The 20,434-nt window shown below is 69.1% G+C and carries 19 protein-coding genes; 9 read left to right on the top strand and 10 right to left on the bottom strand.

What is annotated here, in order from left to right; translation table 11 throughout:
• Nucleotide 1: 1 nt before the first annotated feature.
• Complete coding sequence (locus CRP55_RS00800; protein WP_097317518.1) at nucleotides 2-1,162, bottom strand: FIST signal transduction protein; 1,161 nt, start codon at nucleotides 1,160-1,162, stop codon at nucleotides 2-4.
• Between the two features lie 92 nt (nucleotides 1,163-1,254).
• Here CRP55_RS00800 and pyrE point away from each other — a divergent pair, with 92 nt between their 5' ends.
• Nucleotides 1,255-1,779: an orotate phosphoribosyltransferase gene (gene pyrE, locus CRP55_RS00795; protein ID WP_097317517.1), complete on the top strand. Its 525-nt coding sequence runs from the start codon at nucleotides 1,255-1,257 to the stop codon at nucleotides 1,777-1,779.
• Between the two features lie 19 nt (nucleotides 1,780-1,798).
• Here pyrE and CRP55_RS00790 read toward each other — a convergent pair whose 3' ends face one another.
• Both CRP55_RS00790 and CRP55_RS00785 read right to left on the bottom strand, forming a co-directional pair.
• Entirely contained in the window at nucleotides 1,799-2,854 is a 1,056-nt protein-coding gene (locus tag CRP55_RS00790; RefSeq protein WP_097317516.1) for an aspartate-semialdehyde dehydrogenase, read from the bottom strand.
• Between the two features lie 10 nt (nucleotides 2,855-2,864).
• On the bottom strand, nucleotides 2,865-4,130 hold the full coding sequence (locus CRP55_RS00785; RefSeq protein ID WP_097317515.1) for an aspartate kinase: 1,266 nt from the start codon (nucleotides 4,128-4,130) through the stop codon (nucleotides 2,865-2,867).
• A 163-nt stretch (nucleotides 4,131-4,293) separates the two neighbouring features.
• On the opposite strand from CRP55_RS00785, the gene CRP55_RS00780 reads away from it, so the two are divergent.
• The 8 genes from CRP55_RS00780 to CRP55_RS00745 all read left to right on the top strand — a co-directional run bounded on the left by CRP55_RS00780 (nucleotide 4,294) and on the right by CRP55_RS00745 (nucleotide 12,893).
• Entirely contained in the window at nucleotides 4,294-5,082 is a 789-nt protein-coding gene (locus CRP55_RS00780) for a hypothetical protein (RefSeq protein WP_245922718.1), read from the top strand.
• A 182-nt stretch (nucleotides 5,083-5,264) separates the two neighbouring features.
• The gene (gene leuA / locus CRP55_RS00775; RefSeq protein WP_097317513.1) at nucleotides 5,265-6,995 is read left to right on the top strand and encodes a 2-isopropylmalate synthase; all 1,731 of its coding nucleotides are present in this window, start codon (nucleotides 5,265-5,267) and stop codon (nucleotides 6,993-6,995) included.
• Nucleotides 6,996-7,071: 76 nt separating this feature from the next.
• Nucleotides 7,072-7,716 (top strand): HNH endonuclease family protein, encoded by a 645-nt coding sequence (locus CRP55_RS00770; protein ID WP_245922717.1) that lies wholly within the window; start codon nucleotides 7,072-7,074, stop codon nucleotides 7,714-7,716.
• Nucleotides 7,716-8,021, top strand: coding sequence for a hypothetical protein (locus CRP55_RS54285; protein ID WP_438865742.1), 306 nt, complete (start codon nucleotides 7,716-7,718; stop codon nucleotides 8,019-8,021). The genes CRP55_RS00770 and CRP55_RS54285 overlap by 1 nt, the downstream gene beginning before the upstream one ends.
• An 88-nt stretch (nucleotides 8,022-8,109) precedes the next feature.
• Complete coding sequence (locus tag CRP55_RS00760; RefSeq protein WP_097317512.1) at nucleotides 8,110-9,210, top strand: calcium-binding protein; 1,101 nt, start codon at nucleotides 8,110-8,112, stop codon at nucleotides 9,208-9,210.
• Nucleotides 9,210-10,334, top strand: coding sequence for a calcium-binding protein (locus tag CRP55_RS51910; RefSeq protein ID WP_097317511.1), 1,125 nt, complete (start codon nucleotides 9,210-9,212; stop codon nucleotides 10,332-10,334). The genes CRP55_RS00760 and CRP55_RS51910 overlap by 1 nt, the downstream gene beginning before the upstream one ends.
• A 76-nt stretch (nucleotides 10,335-10,410) precedes the next feature.
• Complete coding sequence (locus CRP55_RS00750; RefSeq protein ID WP_097317510.1) at nucleotides 10,411-11,421, top strand: calcium-binding protein; 1,011 nt, start codon at nucleotides 10,411-10,413, stop codon at nucleotides 11,419-11,421.
• A complete protein-coding gene (locus tag CRP55_RS00745; protein WP_097317509.1) occupies nucleotides 11,418-12,893 on the top strand; it encodes a calcium-binding protein in 1,476 nt (491 codons plus the stop codon). The genes CRP55_RS00750 and CRP55_RS00745 overlap by 4 nt, the downstream gene beginning before the upstream one ends.
• 57 nt (nucleotides 12,894-12,950) lie before the next feature.
• Here CRP55_RS00745 and CRP55_RS00740 read toward each other — a convergent pair whose 3' ends face one another.
• From CRP55_RS00740 to CRP55_RS00710, 7 genes are all read right to left on the bottom strand, one after another.
• A complete protein-coding gene (locus tag CRP55_RS00740) occupies nucleotides 12,951-13,988 on the bottom strand; it encodes an ABC transporter ATP-binding protein (protein WP_097317508.1) in 1,038 nt (345 codons plus the stop codon).
• 16 nt (nucleotides 13,989-14,004) lie between these two features.
• Nucleotides 14,005-15,045 (bottom strand): ABC transporter ATP-binding protein, encoded by a 1,041-nt coding sequence (locus CRP55_RS00735; protein ID WP_097317507.1) that lies wholly within the window; start codon nucleotides 15,043-15,045, stop codon nucleotides 14,005-14,007.
• A gap of 11 nt (nucleotides 15,046-15,056) precedes the next feature.
• On the bottom strand, nucleotides 15,057-16,058 hold the full coding sequence (locus CRP55_RS00730; RefSeq protein WP_097317506.1) for an ABC transporter permease: 1,002 nt from the start codon (nucleotides 16,056-16,058) through the stop codon (nucleotides 15,057-15,059).
• 121 nt (nucleotides 16,059-16,179) lie between these two features.
• The gene (locus tag CRP55_RS00725; RefSeq protein ID WP_097317505.1) at nucleotides 16,180-17,949 is read right to left on the bottom strand and encodes an ABC transporter substrate-binding protein; all 1,770 of its coding nucleotides are present in this window, start codon (nucleotides 17,947-17,949) and stop codon (nucleotides 16,180-16,182) included.
• Nucleotides 17,950-18,012: 63 nt separating this feature from the next.
• Nucleotides 18,013-19,020: an ABC transporter permease gene (locus CRP55_RS00720; protein WP_097317504.1), complete on the bottom strand. Its 1,008-nt coding sequence runs from the start codon at nucleotides 19,018-19,020 to the stop codon at nucleotides 18,013-18,015.
• Between the two features lie 408 nt (nucleotides 19,021-19,428).
• Nucleotides 19,429-20,022, bottom strand: coding sequence for a recombination mediator RecR (gene recR, locus CRP55_RS00715; protein WP_097317503.1), 594 nt, complete (start codon nucleotides 20,020-20,022; stop codon nucleotides 19,429-19,431).
• A 4-nt stretch (nucleotides 20,023-20,026) separates the two neighbouring features.
• Nucleotides 20,027-20,326 carry a YbaB/EbfC family nucleoid-associated protein gene (locus tag CRP55_RS00710; protein ID WP_218854085.1) on the bottom strand — a complete coding sequence of 100 codons (300 nt, stop codon included), beginning with the start codon at nucleotides 20,324-20,326 and terminating at the stop codon, nucleotides 20,027-20,029.
• Nucleotides 20,327-20,434: the final 108 nt, after the last annotated feature.

The raw sequence follows: 20,434 nt of genomic DNA, 5'->3' as shown, positions 1-20,434 counted from the left end.
CTCAGGCCAGGGCGAGGGTGACGAGGGTCAGATGGTGCATGCCGAGCGCACCGCGCACCCGCGCGATCTCGCCGAGCGTGTAGAGGCCGGCGTACGGGGCGTCGCCCAGGGCCGCGTGCATCGCCCGCATCTCGGCGTCGAGCCCGCCCTCGATCAGCCCGGCCCGGCGGCCGCCGCAGTCGAAGGCGATCACGCCGAGCGGCGGCAGCGGCTCGAGCTGGGCCACCGCCTCGGCGCAGGACTGGGTGGTGCCGTCCAGCAGCGCCTGCCGGTCGCCCTCCATCAGCCAGACCAGCGCGCCCTGCGGCACGTCGGCCGTGCCCCACACCGAGCGTTCGGCGTCGTCCCCGGCGTGGATCACCCGGATGTCCTCGCCGCTGCGCCGGGAGAGCCCGAGCGGCTGCAACTGCCGTCCCCGGTCGAAGAACTCCTCGGCCGAGCCGTCGAAGTCGTTGCGCCGAAGCAGCACGTCCAGCGCCGGCTCCCCGTCGAGCTGGTAGATGTGCGGGCCGTGGCTCCTGGTGACGACCATGGGCGGTTCGGTGCGCCGCCAGCCGTGGGCGACGCCGACGCCGATCGGGCCGTCGGAGCCGAGCCCGAGACCGATGACGGCCCCGCTCAGCACCTCGTCGCCGTAGAACTGGAAGGTCTGCTTGAACTGCCGGTCGTCGGCCGAGAACCCGCCGACCAGCGGAACCGTGGCCCCGAGGGCCGAGTAGGCGCCCCGGACGATCTCGTGCGGGCGCCCGGAGAGGCCCTCGCAGAGCAGGATCAGGGCCTGATGCTCGTCCTGCAGGTGGTGGGCGGCCTCGGCCGCCGCGGCGCCGGCCGCCCGCGGGTCGGACGGGTTGATCGGTGCGACCTTCACGCGCACGGTGAAGCCGTCGCCGCCGAGGGCCGCGACCGACACGCCGCCGTCGGTCACCCCGGCGCTGCCCAGCTCGCCCATCGTGGTGCAGCCGACGATCTCGGCCGCCGGCCCGGCCTCGGCCCGCACGGCGGCCAGCAGGGCCGGCAGATCGTGGCTCGCGGAGGCGAAGACGAAGACCGCCTTGGCCGTACGCCCGCCCACAGCCGCGTGGGCCGCCTCGGCGCCCGCCTTGGCGGAGTCGGGGGCGCCACTCTGGCCCACGCCGAACCAACGGTGCGGGTTGATCTGCATGATCCTCTGATCGGCACCATTTGTCGGTTGCTGAGTGGTTGCTTGTGGGGTGCTGTCGTCCGCCCCCGGCGGGCCTGACAGGCTAGTCCCTTGTGAGTGACTCTGACCTTGCGCGGCAGGTCCGCGCCGTGAGCCGGCTGACCGGTGAGTTCGTCCTGCGCTCGGGCCGGACCGCGACCGAGTACTTCGACAAGTACCAGTTCGAGGCCGACCCGGTGCTGCTCGACAAGCTGGCCGAGCAGATGGCCGTGCTGATCCCCGAGGGCACCGAGGTGCTGGCCGGTCTCGAGATGGGCGGCATCGCCGTGGTGACCGCGGTGGCCCGGCACGCCGGCCTGCCCACGGCCTTCGTTCGCAAGCAGGCCAAGCAGTACGGCACGGCGCGGCTGGCCGAGGGCGCGGAGGTGGCCGGCCGGCGGGTGCTGGTGGTCGAGGACGTGGTGACCTCGGGCGGCCAGGTCGTCATCTCGACGAACGAGCTGCGCAAACTGGGCGCGCACGTCGACCACGCGCTGTGCGTGATCGACCGGCAGGAGGGCGGCTCCGAGGCGCTGGCGGCCGACGGCATCACGCTGCGCGCGCTGCTGACCCGGGCCGACCTGGAAGCCGCCGCCTAGATCGATCGGTGCCGCCGGGTTACTTGGAGAGCTCGGCGGCCAGCATCTCGGCGATCTGCACGGTGTTGAGGGCGGCGCCCTTGCGCATGTTGTCGCCGGTGACGAAGAGGTCGAGCGCCCGCGGGTCGTCCATGGCCCGCCGGATGCGGCCCACCCAGGACGGGTCGGTGCCGACCGCGTCGATCGGCATCGGGAACTCGCCCGCCTCGGGGTCGTCGACCAGGATCACCCCGGGCGCGTTGCGCAGCGCCTGGCGGGCGCCCTCGGCGTCGACCTCGGAGCCGAAGACGGCGTGCACCGCGATCGAGTGGCCGGTCACCACCGGGACGCGCACGCAGGTGGCCGACACCTTCAGCGCCGGCAGCTCCAGGATCTTGCGGGACTCGTTGCGCAGCTTGAGCTCCTCGGACGACCAGCCGAGCGCCTCGAACGCGCCCGACCAGGGCACCACGTTCAGCGCCAGCGGCGCCGAGAACGGCCCGAGATCGTCGCCCACGGCCTGGCGCACGTTGCCCGGCCGGGAGCCGAGCAGCCGGTCGCCGGCGACCTTGCTGAGCTGGTCGTGCAGGGTGTCCACGCCGAACTGACCGGCGCCCGAGGCCGCCTGATAAGAGGCCAGGACGAGCTCGCGCAGGCCGTACTCGCGGTGCAGCGGGGCGATCGCCATGATCATCGCCATCACCGTGCAGTTGGCGTTCGACACGATGTTGCGCGGGCGGTGGCGCAGCGCCTCGGGGTTGACCTCGGGCACCACCAGCGGGACGTCGGGCTCCATGCGGAACGCGGCCGAGTTGTCGACCACGGTCACGCCGCGGGCCGCGACGATCGGCGCCCACTCGAGCGACACGTCGTCGGGCACGTCGAACATCGCGACGTCGACGCCGTCGAACACCTCAGGGGTGAGCTCGGCGACCGTGAGCTGATCCCCGCGACAGCTCAGCTGCTTGCCGGCCGACCGCGCCGAGGCGATCAGCCGGATCTCACCCCAGACGTTGCGCCGGGAGGAGAGCAGCTCGAGCATGACCGTACCGACGGAGCCGGTGGCTCCGACGACGGCGAGCGTGGGCTGCGCCATGGCAGGCGTCTTACCGGCCGGTGCCCGCGTAGACCACCGCCTGCTCGCCGCCGCCCAGTTCGAACTGGTCGTGCACGGCGCGGACCGCGGTGTCGAGGTCGCTGTCACGGCAGACCACGGAGACCCTGATCTCCGACGTGGAGATCATCTCGATGTTGACGCCGGCCTCGCCGATGCAGGCGAAGAAGGAGGCCGCGACCCCCGGGTGCGAGCGCATGCCGGCGCCGATCAGCGAGACCTTGCCCACGTGGTCGTCGAAGAGAAGGCTCTTGAACTTGACCTTCGCCTTGATCTTGTCGAGGGCGGCCATCGCGGTCGTGCCGTCGGCCTTGGGCAGCGTGAACGAGATGTCGGTGCGCCCGGTGCCCTCGGTCGACACGTTCTGCACGATCATGTCGATGTTGATCTCGGCCTCGGCCACCGTGTTGAAGATGTGGCCGGCCGCGCCGGGCTCGTCCGGCACCCCCACGATCGTGATCTTGGCTTCACTCCGGTCGTGTGCGACGCCGGTGATGAGCGCTTGTTCCACGGAAGGGTCCTCCATCGATCCGGTGACCATGGTGCCGGGCTTGTGGGAATACGACGAGCGTACGTGGACGGGCACCTTGAAACGGCGCGCGTACTCCACGCATCGCAACATCAGCACTTTCGCCCCGCCCGCGGCGAGCTCGAGCATCTCCTCGTACGTGATCTGCTTGATGTGCTGTGCGTCCGGGACGATCCGGGGGTCGGCCGTGAAGACGCCGTCCACGTCGGTGTAGATCTCGCACACGTCAGCGTGCAGGGCGGCGGCGAGCGCCACCGCCGTCGTGTCGGAACCGCCGCGGCCGAGCGTGGTGATGTCCTTGGTGTCCTGCGAGACGCCCTGGAAGCCGGCCACGATCGCGATCGCGCCCTCGTCGAGCGCGCTGCGCAGACGGCCGGGCGTCACGTCGATGATCCGGGCCTTGCCGTGCGTCGAGGTGGTCAGCACGCCGGCCTGCGATCCCGTGTAGGACCGGGCCTCGTAGCCGAGGTTGTGGATGGCCATCGCCAGCAGCGCCATCGAGATGCGCTCGCCCGAGGTGAGCAGCATGTCGAGCTCGCGGCCGGGCGGCAGCGGGCTCACCTGGTTGGCGAGGTCCATCAGCTCGTCGGTGGTGTCACCCATCGCGGAGACCACGACGACGACGTCGTCACCGGCCTTGCGGGCGGCGACGATCCGCTCGGCGACCCGCTTGATCCGCTCGGCGGTCGCGACGGACGAGCCCCCGTATTTCTGCACCACCAGTGCCACGGCGATCCAATCCTTGGCGTACGAACAATCGCCACCACAGTAGCCGTGAGCGGCTCGGCCGCCGACAGGCGATCCCAGAATCCGGCGGGGCGCGGCCGGGGACACGCACGACACGCCGACGTGCGGACGAAGCGATACGGCCGTTGGAGGCGAGAATGTCTCGGTGCGCCCTCGCTTGATGCCTCTGTCCGCCGCCGTCCTGCTCATGACGGCCGTCGGCGCGTGCAGTGACGCCGCGGGCGGCACCACCACACCCACACCGTCGGCCTCGGCGCCGCCCGCGGCCACCGGCACCCCGGACGCCCGGGCCGCGCTGGCCGGACGGGCCGCCGCGGCCATGGACAAGGCGTACGCGGCGCTCTACACCCTGGACCAGGGCGGCGGAAAGGTCCGCAACGTCGTCGCCACGGTCGGCGCCGACGGCACGTGGAAGGTGGACGTCGGCGGCGGGGCGCTGGGCGGCACGGCCGACGTGTCGCTCGTCTCGATCTCCACCGGCGTCTATCAGTGCACCATCTCCTCGGCCACCAACCCGATCACACCGACCTGCGTCAAGCTCGCCGACGCGGGCAAGCGGGTGCCCAAGGAGTACGACCTCGAGGTGCAGCGGCTCTTCCGGCAGTGGCTGAGCGTCTTCACCGACCGCCAGGCGGCGATCGCGGTGACCGAGGTGCAGCCGCTGGCCGGCGCCAAGGGCGACTGCTTCTCGGTCGACTCGACCGCCGCGTCGCTGGCCGACCCGGTCGACATCGGCATCTACTGCTACTCCACCGACGGTGTGCTGACCGCGGCCCGGGTCGGATTCGGCGTGCTCAAGGTGGTCAGCGAGTCGACCGGGCCGGCGACCGTGCAGCTGCCCGGCGCCGTGGTGGCCGGGCCGCCGATGAGCCTCGACGCGCCGCCGCCGGTGACGCAGCCGGTCACGCCGCCCTCGCTCGCGCCGTCGGCGTGACTTCCCACGATCCGGGCGTCTTGCTGGCCACCCCGATGACGAGCGCGTAACGTCGCTACCGACATGTGGCAGGCGTTCCTTCTTCTTCGCTGCCGCGACGAGGCCCCATCCCAGGCCGGCACCTCGTCGCGGAGTTGACGCGCGCCGCCTTCCTCGCCTCGCCCTCTTAGGAGCAGTTCCACATGTCCGAGTCCAGCCCCTTCGCGTCGCAGCGTGCCAGCAAGATGCCGTTCGAGCGCTACGTGCCGTACGAGAAGCAATTCGCCGTTGATCTGAACGACCGGCAGTGGCCGGCCCAGCACGTCGCGGCCGCCCCGCGCTGGTGTGCCGTCGATCTGCGCGACGGCAACCAGGCCCTGATCGACCCGATGTCGCCCGAGCGCAAGCGGCGGATGTTCATGCTGCTGGTCCAGATGGGCTACAAGGAGATCGAGGTCGGCTTCCCGGCCGCCAGCCAGACCGACTACGACTTCGTCCGCCAGCTCATCGAGCAGGACCTGATCCCCGACGACGTCACCATCCAGGTGCTGGTGCAGTGCCGTGAGCACCTGATCGACCGCACGTTCGAGTCGATCCGCGGCGCCAAGCGCGCGATCGTGCACTTCTACAACTCGACGTCCACTCTGCAGCGCCGGGTCGTCTTCGGCCTGGACAAGGACGGCATCACCGACATCGCCACCACCGGCGCGCGGCTGTGCCAGAAGTACGCCGAGATCCACACCCCGGACACCGAGATCTTCTACGAGTACTCGCCGGAGTCCTACACGGGCACCGAGCTGGAGTACGCGCTGGAGATCTGCTCGGCCGTGATCGACGTGATCGACCCCACGCCGGACCGTCCGCTGATCATCAACCTGCCGGCCACTGTCGAGATGGCCACCCCGAACGTCTACGCCGACTCGATCGAGTGGATGCACCGCAACCTGCCCCGGCGCGAGTCGGTCGTGCTGTCGCTGCACCCGCACAACGACCGCGGCACCGCGGTCGCCGCGGCCGAGCTGGGCCTGCTGGCCGGTGCCGACCGCATCGAGGGCTGCCTGTTCGGCAACGGCGAGCGCACCGGCAACGTCGACCTGGTCACGCTGGGCCTCAACCTGTTCTCGCAGGGCATCGACCCGATGATCAATTTCTCCGACATCGACGAGATCAAGCGCGCCGTCGAGTACTGCAACCAGCTGCCCGTGCACGAGCGCCACCCGTACGTGGGCGACCTGGTCTACACCGCCTTCTCCGGCTCGCACCAGGACGCGATCAAGAAGGGCTTCGCGGCCCTGCAGGCCGACGCCGACGCGGCCGGCGTCGACATCGACAAGTTCACCTGGGGCGTGCCCTACCTGCCGGTCGATCCCAAGGATCTGGGCCGCAGCTACGAGGCGGTCATCCGGGTCAACTCGCAGTCCGGCAAGGGCGGCGTGGCGTACATCATGAAGGAAGAGCACAAGCTCGACATGCCGCGGCGGCTGCAGATCGAGTTCTCCGGCGTGGTGCAGCACCACACCGACGAGGAGGGCGGCGAGGTCAGCGCGCAGGAGATGTGGGACATCTTCGCGACCGAATACCTGGTCGAGCACCAGCTCGGCTCCGCCTTCAAGGTCGTCGACTTCCGCACGTCGACCGTGGACGGCAAGGTCGAGGTCGACGTCGAGGTCTTCCACCGCGGGCAGCGGCGGCCGCTGGTCGGCGTCGGCAACGGCCCGATCGACGCCTTCGTGCAGGCGATCGAGCCGCTGGGCATCAAGGCCCGCGTCCTCGACTATCAGGAGCACGCGCTGACCTCCGGCGGCGACGCCCAGGCCGCGGCGTACGTCGAGGTCGAGGTCGGCGACCGCACGGTGTGGGGCGTCGGCATCGACGAGAACATCGTGAGCGCGTCCATCAAGGCCGTGAACAGCGCGATCAACCGCGCCCGCTGATCGTCACCGCGGCGCCTCCTCCCATCGGGTGATCTTGCCCGAGCGGAGGGGGCGCCGCGCTCTTACGCTGGGGTCTGTGTCCCCTCGCATCCCGCTGGCTCTCGCCGCCGCCCTGCTCGCCCTGACCGCCTGCGAGCCCGTCTCCGTCCCGCCCTCCTCGCCCGGCACCCCGACGTCCAAGCCGGGATCCGGGTCCGCCAAGGACGCCTCGGCTCAGCTCGGCAAGCTGACTGTCGCCAAGGCCGGCTCGATGGCCGGCTACAAGCGGGAGCAGTTCCCGCACTGGCGCGACACCGGGTCGAACTGCGACGTGCGCGACTCGGTGCTCAAGCGCGACGGCAAGAACGTCAAGTTCTCCGGCTGCAACGTCGTCGCCGGCACCTGGATCAGCTTCTACGACGGCCAGGTCCTCAACTCACCGACCAAGGTCGACATCGACCACATGGTGCCGCTGGCCAACGCCTGGCGGTCCGGCGCCTCCAAGTGGACGACCGCCAAGCGCGGCGACTTCGCCAACGACCTGGACGACCCGCAGCTGATCGCGGTCTCGGCCAGCTCGAACCGCTCGAAGGGCGACCAGGACCCGTCGACCTGGAAACCGTCCGAAACCAGCAGTTGGTGCGAATATGCGAAAGACTGGATCGCCGTGAAGTCCAAGTGGAAGCTCACGGTCACCGAGAAGGAGAAGTCCGCGCTCGACGACATGTTGAGGAAGTGCTGATGACCGAGCCCAAGCCCGAGCCGACGCCCGAGGCCCCCGCGGCCGAGCCCACCGCCCCGGCCGCGCTCACCACCGACATCGTGGCCGGACAGGGTGGGGTGATGACCGACGAGGTCGGCGTCGTGACCGGCGACCTGACCCTGCGCACCGAGGTGACCGGCAACGACGCGGTCGTCCGCGTTCAGTACAAGGACGCCGACGAGTGGTACACGGTCACCGGCGCCAAGGCCACCCTCAAGGACCCAGCGGATGCCGAGGCGATCCACATCGTCGTATCGGGCATCCTAAATCGTCCGGAAGGTTGATCTTCAAGGACGGCACGGGGCAGCAGAACGGGTCCGTACCGTCCTATGCTCCTGGAGCCCCGCAACGAGGACGCTCCGAGGAGTTCCCTTGCCCCGTGTCTCCGCCTGGCCCACCCGGGCCGGTCTGACCCTGGCCGCCGTCGGCGCCATCGGCGTCGTGGCGACCCCCGCCAGCGCCGCGGTCAACGGTGTCGTCGCCGTGACCTCGTCCACCGTGATCGAATACTCGGCCGCCACCGGCCGCGCCAACAACGTCGTGCTGACCCGCTCGGGCACCACGATCACCGTCGACGACACCACCTCGGTCAAGGCCGGCTCGGGCTGCGCCGCGGTCGCCGGCGACAAGACCAAGGTGCGCTGCACGCCCAAGAACAAGAAGGCGCCGACGCTCGTACGGGTCCTGCTGCGCGACGGCAACGACTCGCTGATCAACAAGAGCGGTCTGGCGATGGCCGTGAACGGCGGCTCCGGCAACGATCGGATCACCGGCGGCCCGCGCGCCGACTACATCGACGGTGGCCTCGGCGCCGACGCCCTCTGGGGCGTGGGCGGCGGCGACCGCCTCCTCGGCGACTCCGGTAATGACGCCCTCTCCGGCGGCGACGGCAACGACACCCTCAGCGGCGGCGAGCAGAACGACCGGCTCCTCGGCGGCAACGGCATGGACCGCCTGTCGGGCGACGCCGGCAACGACCTCGAGAACGGTGGCGCCGGCGACGACGTCTTCGAGCAGATCGTCGAGGAGAGCCCCAAGGTGACCGACGCCGACCGGTTCCTCGGTGGCGCCGGCCGCGACGAGATGCTCTACATCGGCCGGTCCCGCGGCATCGTCGCCGACGCCGACGGCGCCACCGGCGACGACGGCTACCCCGGCGAACACGACTCCATCGGCGCCGACATCGAAGCCATCTGGGGTGGCAACGGCAACGACCGGCTGCTCGGCACCGGCCGCGCCGACTTCCTGTCCGGCATGTCGGGCAACGACACCCTCCTCGGCTACGGCGGCAACGACACCCTCTTCGGCGACACCGGTGCCGACCTCATCTCAGGAGGCGCGGGCGACGACTCGCTCTACGCCTCCGACGGCTCGAAGGACCGCGTGGACGGCGGCGCGAACGCCACCGCCACCGGTGACACATGTCAGCTCGACAAGCTCGACATCTCAGCGTCCTGCGAAAGGAAGCAGTAATGAAGATCGGCAAGAAGCCCGCGCGCGCCGCGGTCGTCACGGTCGGCGCCATCGGCGTCGCGGCCGTCGGCTGGCTCGCCATCCCGGCCGACGCGGCGACCGCCGCCGGCGTCGTCAAGGTCGTCAACGGCAGCCGCGTGCAGTACGTCGCCGCCACCGGCCGCACCAACCAGGTGATCGTCACCCGCTCCGGCAACACCATCACGGTCGACGACACCACCACCGCCATCAAGGCCGGCGCCGGCTGTGGCGCGGTCAAGGGCGACAAGACCAAGATCCGCTGCGCTCTCAAGGTCAAGCCGACCTACATCATCGCGAGCCTGCTCGACGGGAACGACAGCTTCCTGAACAAGACCGATCTCAGCTCGACGGTCGCGGGGGGCGCCGGGAACGACAAGATCTACGGTGGCCCGAAGGCCGACAGCCTCCAGGGCAACGACGGCGTCGACGCCATCTGGGGCCAGGACGGCAACGACACCATCGTCGGCGGCAACGGCAACGACGCCCTCTCGGGCGGCAACGGCGACGACATCCTCGACGGTGCCGCCGGCGCCGACCGCCTCTACGGCTCGAACGGCGACGACGTCCTGGGCGGCCAGGCCGGCAGCGACGTCGAGGACGGCGGCAACGGCGACGACATCTTCCTGCAGCTGCTGCAGTACGCCCCGGGCACCGACGCCGACAGCCTCATCGGCGGCGCCGGCGAGGACGCGGTCGACTACAGCATCGACTACCGCACCAAGGGCATCCGGGCCGACGCCGACGGCGTCAAGGGCGACGACGGTGCGGCCGGCGAGAAGGACAGCATCAGCTCCACGGTCGAGGCCATCCTCGGCGGCGCCGGCAACGACGTGCTGGTCGGCACGGCCCGCACGGACTTCCTGCTGGGTGGCCCGGGCAACGACGTGATCGGCGCCGGCGCCGGCAACGACTACCTGGCCGGCGAGCAGGGTGTCGACACCCTGAACGGCGCCGCGGGCACCGACTTCTGCTCACAGGACTACGACGGCGACAAGTTCATCAGCTGCGAGCAGATCTCCAGCGACCTGTCCGCCAAGGGCAACAAGAGCCGTGGCTCGTTCGACGCCGACGCGGTCCGCGCCAAGGAAGACGTGCTCGGCTGACGCTGAGGTTCTTTCGAGGAGGGCGGTCCCGGCTGGGATCGCCCTCCTTCCTCTCTTCCCCCACCTCGAGGTGCACATGCGTCGCTTCCCCCTGTCGGCCCGGCTGGTTCTGCCCGTGGCCGTCACCATCACCGCCGGCGCCGTGGCGGCGCCGGCCCAGGCTGCCACCATCGCCGGCACCGTCTCCGTCGAGCGCTCGACCATCGTGGCCTACGTCGCCGAGCTCGGGACGGCCCGGCACAACGTCAGCATCACCCGCTCAGGCCGCACGGTGACGGTCGACGACTCCGTACCGCTCAAGGCCGGTAAGGGCTGTGTCGCCGTCAGCGGCGACCGCACCAAGGCCCGCTGCACTCTCAATCCGACCTGGCTCCGCGTGGTCCTGGGCGGATACAACGACGTCCTGGTCAACCGGACCGACCTGTCGATGACCGCCAACGGCGGGGCCGGCAACGACCGGATCACCGGCGGCCCCAAGCGCGACATCCTCACCGGCAACCTCGGGGCGGACGCGATCTGGGGCTTGGGCGGCAACGACACCATCGAGGACGTCTACGGCGGCAACGCGCTGTCCGGCGGCGACGGCGACGACACGATCATGGGCGGCTGGGGCAACGACCGGCTGTACGGCGGCAACGGCGACGACGAGCTCAACGGCTTCCTCGGCAACGACATCGAGGACGGCGGCCCCGGCGCCGACCACTTCTCCCAGAACGACGACCCGGTGCGCTCCGACGCGGACGCCTTCGTCGGCGGCCCCGGGCTGGACTACGTCTCGTACCGCTTCCGCACCAAGCCGGTGACGGCCGACGCCGACGCCGTTCGCGGCGACGACGGTGTGCCGGGCGAGCACGACACGATCGGCACCTCGGTCGAGGCCATCGAGGGCGGCCACGGCAACGACCGCCTGATCGGCACCTCGCGGTCCGACTATCTCTACGGCTTGGAAGGAAACGACGTCATCAACGGCTACGCCGGCAACGACTTCCTGTTCGGCGGCGCCGGCCGCGACTCCGTCAACGGCGGCGTCGGCACCGACCAGTGCGAGCGCGGCGGCGACACCGTCGTGGGTTGTGAGGCGTCGTGAAGCTGAACAGGCGTATCGCAGCCGTCCTTTTCGGCGGCTCGGCGGTGGTCGCGGCCGCGGCAGTCGCGCTGCCGGCCGACGCCGCGACCAAGGGAACGGTCTACGTCGCCGACAAGTCGGTGGTGGCGATGGTCGACAAGTCGGGCCGGGCCCACAACGTGTCGATCACCCGCTCCGGCCGCACGATCACCGTCGACGACGTCGTCGGGATCACGCCCGGCGCCGGCTGCGCCAAGGTCGACGGCACGAAGGTGCGCTGCGCCCTCAAGGTCAACCCGACCCGGATCCGGGTCCAGCTCGGCCTGAAGAACGACACCCTGGTCAACCGGACCGACGTCGGCATCACGGTGTACAGCGGCGCGGGCGCCGATCGGATCACCGGCGGCTCGCGGGCCGACTACCTCGACGGCGGAGCCGGAAACGACGCCCTGTGGGGCCTGGGCGGGAACGACACCCTCGAGGGCCGCGACGGCAACGACGCGATCTCCGGTGGCGACGGCGACGACTGGGCCTACGGGGAGAACGGAAACGACAAGCTGTACGGCGGCAACGGCGGCGACGTCCTGAACGACGGGGCCGGTGCCGACCGTGTGTACGGCGGCAACGGCCGGGACATGCTCTTCGCCTCGCTCGGCAACGACATCTACGACGCCGGCGCCGACAACGACGAGATCCGCCACAGCGACGACACGCCGGGCGCGGACGCGGACGCTTTCATCGGAGGCGCCGGATTCGACTTCGTGAGCTACGAGATCTTCAGCAAGCCGATCGTCGCCGACGCCGACGCCGTCCGCGGTGACGACGGCCGGGCCGGCGAGCACGACACGATCGGCACCTCGGTCGAGGGGATCATCGGCGGCTCCGGAAACGACCGGCTGATCGGCACCCCTCGGGCGGACCAGCTCGCCGGCGGCCCGGGCAACGACGTGATCGCTGGGAGCGGCGGTGACGACCTCCTCGCCGGCGGTGCGGGCCGCGACTATCTCAACGGAGCCGCGGGCAACGACGAGCTCTACGGTGACGAGCCGGACACCAGCGCGGGGGTCGCCGCCGACACCCTGCTCGGCGGGCCGGGCCGCGACACCGTCAACTACGACGGGTACACCAAGCCGCTCTTCATCGACCTGGACGGCGCCGCCGACGACGGCCAGGCCGGGGAGCGCGACAACGTCGGCACCGACGTGGAGAACGTCTACGGGGGCAGCGGCAACGACCGGATCACCGGCAATGCGGCCGCCAACCTCATCAACGCGGGCGGCGGCAACAACGTCGTGCGGGGAGGGGCCGGCAACGACGATCTCGACGCCGCCGACGGTCTGAACTACTTCTACGGCGACGCCGGCGACGACCTGATAAACACCCAGGACTACGACAAGGACGACCACGTCAACGCGGGTGATGGAGCGGGCGACCACTGCACCGCGGATCTCGGTGACGCGATCGGCAGCAGCTGCGAGAAGGTCGACCGCTAGGCTCGACGAGAAAGGGCCGCTCCCTCGCGGGAGCGGCCCTTTCTGCGTACGGGAAAATCAAGCGGGAGCAGCCGCCGGACGGCGACCAGCGACGGCCTCGTCCTCGACCACCGGGAAGTGGCAGGCGGTCTGGTGGCTGGCCGGGTCGTCGAGCCGCACGACCAGCGGCGGCTCCTCCGTGGCGCAGATGTCCTGCGCCTTCCAGCAACGGGTCCGGAAACGGCAACCCGACGGCGGGTTGATCGGGCTCGGCACGTCGCCGGTCAGCAGCACGCGGTCGCGCTGGGCGCGGTCGCGCCGGACCGGGTCGGGCACCGGAACCGCCGACATCAGGGCCACGGTGTACGGGTGACGCGGGTTCTTGTAGAGCTCGTCCCGCTCCGCCACCTCGACGACCTTGCCCAGGTACATCACCGCGACGCGGTCCGAGATGTGGCGCACCACGGACAGGTCGTGCGCGATGAAGACGTACGTCAGGTCGAATTCGCGCTGAAGGTCGTCCAGCAGGTTGACCACCTGGGCCTGGATCGACACGTCGAGGGCCGAGACCGGCTCGTCCGCGATGATCAGCTTGGGGCGCAGGGCGAGCGCCCGGGCGATGCCGATGCGCTGGCGCTGACCGCCGGAGAACTCGTGCGGGTACCGGTTGTAGTGCTCCGGGTTGAGGCCGACGAGCTCCAGCAGCTCCTGCACGGCCTTCTTGAGGCCCTGCGGGGTCGGGATGTTCTGGATCTGCAGCGGCGCCGAGACGATCGAGCCGACCGTGTGCCGCGGGTTCAGCGACGAGTACGGGTCCTGGAAGATCATCTGCACGTCGCGGCGCAGCGGGCGCAGCTGCGTGACCGACTTGTGGCTGATGTCCTCACCCTCGAAGGTGATCGTGCCGGCGGTCGGTTCCAGGATGCGGGTGAAGAGCCGTCCCGTGGTCGACTTGCCGCAGCCGGACTCGCCGACCAGGCCCAGCGTCTCGCCGGACTTCACCTCGATGTCGATGCCGTCGACCGCTCGCACGGCGCCGACCTGGCGCTTGAACAGACCCTTCGTGATCGGGAAGTGCTTCTCCAGCCCCTTCACCTCGAGCAGGTTCTCGCTCATCTAAATCACTCCATGCTCAGAGATTGGGTAGCACTTCCTGCTGGAAGATCTTGGTGCGCTCTTCCGCCGGCAGGTGACAGGCGACCTTGTGGATGTCGCCGCGGAGCTCCGGTGTCTCGGTGAAGGACCGGTCGCCGTTGCGTCCCGCGTACGGGCAGCGCGGGTTGAAGGCGCAGCCCTGCGGCAGGTTGATCAGGCTGGGCGGGGTGCCCTTGACCGGGTTGAGCCGGTCGCGGACCTCACGGTCGAGGCGGGGCATGGACCCGAGCAGACCCCAGGTGTACGGGTGCTGAGGCTGCTGGAAGACGTCGACCGCCGGGCCCTTCTCGATCACCTTGCCGCCGTACATGACGAGGACCTCGTCGGCGAGCTCGGCCACCACGCCGAGGTCGTGGGTGATCATGATGACCGCGGAGCCGAACTCCTCCTGCAGGTCGCGGATCAGGTCGAGGATCTGCGCCTGCACGGTCACGTCGAGCGCGGTCGTCGGCTCGTCGGCGATCAGCAGGGCCGGGTCGTTGACCAGCGCCATCGCGATCATCGCGCGCTGCCGCATGCCGCCCGAGAACTGGTGGGCGTAGTCGTTGAAGCGCCGCTCCGGCTGCGGGATGCCGACCCGGGCCAGCATGTCGATCGCCCGCTCGCGGGCGACCTTCTTGTTCACGCCGGGGTGGTGCACCCGGTAGGCCTCGACGATCTGCGACCCGACCGTGAAGTACGGGTGCATCGCGCTCAGCGGGTCCTGGAAGATCATCGCCATCTTGCCGCCGCGCAGCTTGCGGACCTGCTCATCGGAGGCGGTGACGAGTTCCTCGTCGTCGAGCCAGATCTCGCCGGAGACCTTCGCGTTGCTGCGGGTGCGGTGCAGGCCGAGCACGGCCAGCGAGGTCACGCTCTTGCCGGAGCCGGACTCGCCCACGATGCCGAGGGTCTGTCCCTTCTCCAGGCTGAACGTCGAGCCGGTGACCGCCTGCACGATGCCGTCGTCGGTCTCGAACCGGACGTTGAGATCTTTGATCTCGAGGAACGGGCGGGCGTTGGTGGCGCCGATGGACACGTGACTCTCCCTCAGGCCAGCCGGACGCGCGGGTCGATCCAGCCGTAGACCAGGTCCACGATCAGGTTCGCGAAGACGATGAAGAACGCGGCGATCAACGTTACACCCAGGATGATCGGCAGGTCGTTCTGGCGAATGGCCTGCAGAGCCTGGTAGCCGAGGCCGCGGAGGTTGAAGACCGTCTCGGTCAGGACGGCGCCGCCGAGCAGCGCGCCGAGGTCGAGGCCGAAGACGGTGACGATCGGGGTCAGACCCGACCGCAGGGCGTGCTTGCCGATGACGACCCGCTCGGTCAAACCCTTGGCCCGGGCCGTACGCACGTAGTCCTCACCCAGGGTCTCCAACATGTTGGCCCTGGTGAGTCGCGCGTAGGTCGCCGCGAACAGGAAGGCAAGCGTGACCCACGGCAGGATCAGGTTGACGAACCAGTCGGCCGGATTCTCCAGGAACGGCACGTACTGACCCTGAGGGAGCCAGCCCAGCCAGTAGACGAAGATCGCCGTCGAGAGCAGGCCGGTGAAGTAGACCGGTAGCGATACGCCCGCTAACGCGGTGGTCATCGCCGCCCGGTCGATGAACGTGCCTCTTCGAAGCGCGGAGATCACGCCGAAGGAGATGCCCATGACGAGCCAGAGGACCGCCGCGCCGAGAGCCAGCGACAGGGTGACCGGGATGTCCTCCAGCAGCAGCGGGGTGACTTCCTGGTCGGTCGCGAACGAGTATCCGAAGCAGGGCGCCGGGCAGTGGGTGACGTCCGGTCCGTTGGCGTAGTCCCGGCCGGCCACGAGGCCCTTGAGGAACTTGCCGTACTGCACATAGATGGGGTCGTCGAACCCCATCTTCTGCCGGATGCCCTCGATCGCCGCCGGGTCCGACTGCTTACCGATATAGAGCAGCGCCGGGTCACTACCGGTGGCCTTCGGAATCGCGAAGAAGATGCCGAAGGTGACCGCGGTCACCACGAGCAGCGTGATGATCGCGTTGATCACGCGACGAACGATGTATGCCAGCACGACATTCGGCCGAGGAGCGGGTGGGCACCGGAGTCCTCGCGGAAACCGATGCCCACCCGCCGGGGGCGGCCTTCACCAACCCTTCGAATTACCCGTTGTTACTGGGGTGGAGCAACGTCACTTACTTGCCGTCGCTGGTGCCGAGGGCCTGGAAGTCGAGCATGCCGAAGGCCTCGTGAACGTAGGCGTTGGTCAGCCGCGGGTTGCGGTAGTTCAGCGCCTTGTCGACCACGAACGGCAGCACGTACGCGCCCTCCATGATCTTCTGGTTGATCTGGCTGTAGATGGCGGCGGCCTTGTCCGGGTCGGTCTCGGCGGCGGCGTCGTCGAACAGCTTGTCGATCGCCGGGTCCTTGATCTCGGAACGGTTGAAGTTACCGTTCTTCGTGATGAACCGGCTGTCGGCGAGCGGCTGCATGTAGCCGGCGCCCGTCGGGTAGTCCGCGCCCCAACCAGTGATGATGATGCCGTAACCGCGCTTCTTCACGATCTCCGGCGAGCCGCCGATCGAGGAGTCCTGCGCACCGTCGTACTGGTCGATCTTGGCGGTGATGCCGACCGTCTTGAGCGCGGCCTGCAGCGCCTCGGCGGTCTTGACCTCGGCGGCCCGGTTGTTACGGGCGGCGATGGTCACGTTGAAGCCGTTCGGCTGACCACAGGCGGCGAGGGCCTCCTTGGCCTTGTCGACCTGCGGCTTGCCCTGCTTGCGGTTGTACGGGTCGTAGTTCGCGTCCGAGCCGGCGATGTTCGGCGGCAGGATGCTGGTGCCGATGTCGCCACCGGCGAACTCGCCACCGCGAGCGGTCTGGATCGACGTCGGGTCGGCCGCGTAGATGACGGCCTTGCGGCAGTCGGGGTTGTTCAGCGGGGCGACCTGGGTCATGTCCGCGAAGCGCAGGAAGCCGGTGTTCGGGGCGTCCGCGTTCTTCTTCAGGTTCGGGTCGGTCAGCAGCTTGGTACGGGCCGCCGCCTGGACACCGGTCTGGCCGACGTCGAGGTCCGCGGTGCCCGAGAGCAGGCGGCTGTCGAGGTCATCGGCGTTCGTGGTGATCGTCAGGTTGATCGCGTCCGGCAGAGCCTTGCGGATCGGGTCGGTCGCCTGGTCCCAGTTGGGGTTGCGGACCCAGGAGACGCTCTTGCCCGGCTTGATCTCCTTGAACATGTACGGGCCGGAAGCCGCCGGCTTCGCGCCGTACTGCGCGCCGGTGTCCCGCTTCTGCGGCACCGGGCCCGAGCCCGGCATGGCCAGCAGGTAGAGGAAGTCCGAGTACGGCTTCTCGAGCTTGAACTCGATCGTCTGGTCGTCCGGCGTGGTGACCGACTTCAGACCCAGCTTGTTGGGGTCGGTGTCCTTGTACGGGCCGGGGTACTTCTGGCCCTGGTCGAGGACGTTCGGCAGGTAGTACGGGCCGCCGGAGATCACGTCGGTCGCCCAGACGCGCTCGATGCCGTACTTGACGTCCTTCGACGTGATCGGGGCGCCGTCGTCCCACTTCAGGCCGCTGCGCAGCTTGAAGGTGTAGGTCAGCTTGTCGGCGCTGATCGTCGGCTCGGCCTCGGCCAGGTCGGGCTGGAGCTTCAGGCCGTCCTTGCCCGGGGCGGCCGCGTAGTCGACCAGCTTGCGGGTGTAGAGGCGGTTGAGGTTCCAGACGAACGCGTAGTAGCCACGCGCCGGGTCCCAGCTGTCGGCGTCCTGCGACGACCACAGGTTGAGCGTGCCGCCCTTTTTGGTGTTCGCGTTGACCACGCTGGTGGTGGCCGCGTTGAACTCCGTCTTGCCGTCCGAGCTGCTGCTGCTATTGCTGTCCGAGCCGCCACCGCACGCGGCGGTGGTCAGCCCGAGCGCGAGGGCGACGCCTGACGCCGCCAGCGCCCTTGTCTTGCGTGCCACCTGATCTCCTACCTTCTCGAATGCGAACCCGGCCGGTCCGCGGTGGTACTTCGTCCGGAGGGCTCAGCGAGCCTTCGGGTCGAGTGCGTCGCGCAGGCCGTCACCGAACAGGTTGAAGGCGAGCACGGTGATGAAGATGACGGATCCGGGGATGATCATGTACATCGGGTCGGCCTGGTAGAACTGGGTCGCATCCGACAACATGCCACCCCAGGAGGGGTTGGGCGCCGGGATACCGACACCGAGGAAGCTCAGCGCGGCCTCGGTGAGGATGTTGGTGGGGATGATCAGCGTCGTGTAGACGAGGATCGGCGCGGCCAGGTTGGGCAGCAGCTCGCGGAAGAGGATGCGGCCCGAGCGGGCGCCCAGGCTGCGGGACGCCTCGACGAACTCGCGCTCACGCAACGAGAGCGTCTGGCCGCGCACGATCCGGCCGATGTACGGCCACCCGAAGAATCCGATGACGCCGATCAGAACGAGTACTCGGGACCATCGATCACCGAGGCCGAAGAACTCGTCAGGCAGAACGGAGAGCAGGGCGATCGCGAAGAGCAACTGCGGGAAGGCGAGCAGGAAGTCCATGATGCGGCTGATCACCGAGTCGACCCAGCCGCCCAGGAACCCGGCCGCCAGGCCGAAGAGGGTGCCCAGGAAGGTCGAGACGAAAGCGGAGAGGAACGCGACCGTGAGAGTGGTCTGCGCGCCGTAGATGATCCGGCTGAAGATGTCGCGGCCGGTCTGCGGCTCGACACCCAGCAGGTAGTCCCAGCTGATGCCACCGAGGTGGCCCAACGGCAGGCCGGTTCCGGTCGCCAGGTCGAGCTTCTCCTGGTGGTACTCGTCGATCGGGTGACCGACCAACTTGATCAGCAACGGGGCCAGGATCGCGACGACGATCAGGAAGATGACGATGCACGCGCCGGCGATCGCCACCTTGTCCTTCTTCAGGCGACGCCAGGCGATCTGCTTCAGCGATCGACCAGCGATCGCCTTCTCGCCCGGACGGTCGGCCGCGTCGGCGGCGGGCGGGGTCATTTCGTCGGTGACCGACGCCTCTGGGCCAAGCGACATCTAAGCGCCGGTCCTTCCCCGGCGGCCGGACGAGCATGAGTCCACGGCCACCCGGCACAGGGCCCGGCGAGGACCCGTGAGACCGGAGGACGATGGCCCACGCAGCGAACGGCAACCGATCGGTTATCGCATGCCTCGAGTGCCTACCCTCGTCGCCCGGGTCAGATCAGACTCCGGCCACGAAGGCACTCGACGGCGGGTGTGCCGCCATCGGATAGGAACACTCACCTAATGCGGTGCTTCAGGTCAAGTTCACTGACCGCACACGAATAGTTCCGTGTCCCCGTCGTGATGTGACCGTGACCTGCGGCGCCGACCAATCGGAAACTACCGTGTGGAAGGGCTAGAAGGAGCGAATCCGGACCAAAATGCTATCGCGCCGTGATCATACGATCACGTTATGTGTGGTCATACGGTTCTACGGCCCTCAAAAGCACGACCGAGAGTGATCTCGTCCGCATACTCCAGGTCACCACCAACCGGCAGACCACTTGCCAATCTTGTGACAGTGATCCCCATCGGCTTGACCATCAGTGCCAGATAGGTGGCCGTGGCCTCACCCTCGGTGTTCGGGTCTGTGGCGAGGATCAACTCCTTGACCTCGCCCGTGCCCAGCCGCATGAGCAGTTCGCGGATGCGCAGGTTGTCCGGCCCGATGCCCTCGAGCGGGTTGATGGCCCCGCCGAGCACGTGGTAGCGCCCCCGGAACTCGCCGGTCCGCTCGATGGCCACCACGTCTTTGGGCTCCTCGACGACGCAGAGGACCTCGTTGGTGCGGCGAGGGTCCCGGCAGACCCGGCACTGCTCGGCCTCGGCCACGTTGAAACAGGTCGTGCAGAAGCGCACCAGCTCCTTCACCTTGCGCAAGGCGGTGGAGAGCCGGTTGACGTCGGCCGGGTCGGCGGAGAGGACGTGGAAGGCGATCCGCTGGGCGCTTTTCGGGCCGACGCCCGGCAGCCGCCCCAGCTCGTCGATCAGGTCCTGGATGGCACCCTCGTACACGCGATCAGAACCCGGGCAGGCTCAGGCCACCGGTGGCCGGGCCCATCTTTTCCTCGGTGAGCTCCCGCTGCGCCTCGGCGGCGTTGTGCACGGCGGCGAGGATCAGATCCTCCAGCGTCTCCACGTCCTCCGGGTCGACGGCCTTGGGGTCGATCTTCACCGACTTGAACTCGCCCAGCCCCGTGATGACGACGGAGACCAGCCCACCGCCGGCCGTGCCGGTCAGCTCGGCCGCGGCCAGCTCGGCCTGCGCCTGAGCGACCTGCTGCTGCATCTTCTGCGCCTGCTTCATGATCTGCTGCATGTTCGGCTGTCCACCGGGGCGCATCGCACCGCTCCTCAAAGTCCCGTCGCACTACCTGTCAAAGCCCGACACCCGTCAATAACCGACGGCGGCGCCGGGTAACCGCCG

Origin of the sequence: Paractinoplanes atraurantiacus, assembly GCF_900215205.1 — a bacterium.
GTDB lineage: Bacteria > Actinomycetota > Actinomycetes > Mycobacteriales > Micromonosporaceae > Actinoplanes > Actinoplanes atraurantiacus.
This window is presented reverse-complemented; position numbering and strand designations above follow the sequence as displayed.